We start from the raw sequence: 383 nt of genomic DNA, 5'->3' as shown, positions 1-383 counted from the left end.
GTCTCTACCGTTAAAGGATCTTGTCCTGTTCTTACCGCAAGCATCTTTGATCTACTAAAAAATTGACCTCCTCCCTGAAATTCAATCATCCCGGACAGCCTCCAGTTTCCATAGGCAAATGTGTTAAAAAAACCTCCCGTAAAATCCGGAAGTACACTTCCAAAATTATGAGTTTCCTCTGTATATAAAGGCATATTATCTTCTCCCAAAAGAATTTGGCCTGTTGCCTCATCCCTTTGGTATGCTGTACCTACAAGACTTCCAAAAGGTTTGCCCTCATAGGAATTTAAGTAGCTGGTAACACTTGAATAAGTGGTAGAAGAGTAAGTATAAACATCAATTCCGGGTGCCAATTCAACTACCATACTTTCGTTACTGGCAAA

Annotated in this window: 1 pseudogene; it reads right to left on the bottom strand. The window is 39.9% G+C overall.

Going from position 1 to position 383, the window contains the following annotated elements:
• Nucleotides 1–365, bottom strand: a pseudogene (locus tag HC175_RS20235) (SusC/RagA family TonB-linked outer membrane protein); the annotation flags it as partial.
• Nucleotides 366–383: the final 18 nt, after the last annotated feature.

It is taken from the genome of Salinimicrobium oceani, assembly GCF_012037645.1.
This window is presented reverse-complemented; position numbering and strand designations above follow the sequence as displayed.